The sequence below is a fragment of the Rhodoferax sp. GW821-FHT07G04 genome (assembly GCF_059418585.1).
Map to the genome: position 1 here is coordinate 1 of NZ_JBWKQD010000032.1, position 719 is coordinate 719.

Consider the following 719-nt stretch of genomic DNA (forward strand, 5'->3'; position numbering starts at 1 on the left):
GTGGCGTAGCCATTGACCAGGGTGACGTTGCCCAGGGAGGTGGCACCGTCATAGAAGGTGACCTGTCCCGTGGGCAGGATGTTGGCGTTGGCACCGCTGACTTTGACGGTGAAGATGGCCGGTGTGCCGGCCTGCACGCTGGCGTTGGCGCTGCTCAGGGCCAGGGTTGCCGCTGCTGCATTGACGCTGACGCTGGTGGTGCTGCTGACGCTGCTGGTGTTGACGCTGTCTCCGCCATAGCTGGCGGTGATGGCCTGGCCTGCTCCGATGGGCAGGTTGCTCAGCGTGAGGGTGGCTGTGCCGTTGACGACGTTGGCCACGCCCAGCACGGTTGTGCCTTTGAGGAAGGCGACGGTTCCGGTGGGGCTGCTGCCGGTGACGGTTGCGGTGAAGGTGACCGATGCGCCTTGGGCCACGCTGGCGGGCGATGCCGCCAGTGCGATGGTGCTGGTGGTGGCAGTGGCGAAGTTGGTGTTGGCCGTGGCCGAGGTGGCCGTCGTATTGCTGGCGTCGCCCGCGTATTGGACGCTCAGAGCGGTCATGCCTGCGGGCAGGCTGACGCTGGTGGTAGCGACGCCGTTGACCAGGGCGATGGCGCCGGTGATGGCGGTGCCGTTGTTGTAGAAGGTGACGGTGCCGCCGGGCTTGGCGCCGTTGACGCGGGCATTCAAGGTGACGGTGGCGTTGCCACCGCTGCGGGCGGTGACGGCTGTGCTCAG

Annotated in this window: 1 protein-coding gene; it reads right to left on the bottom strand. The window is 67.2% G+C overall.

Going from position 1 to position 719, the window contains the following annotated elements; genetic code table 11:
• Positions 1 to 719 (bottom strand): Ig-like domain-containing protein (locus AC07OO_RS25580; RefSeq protein ID WP_495084997.1); only part of this gene is annotated, 719 nt, incomplete at both ends.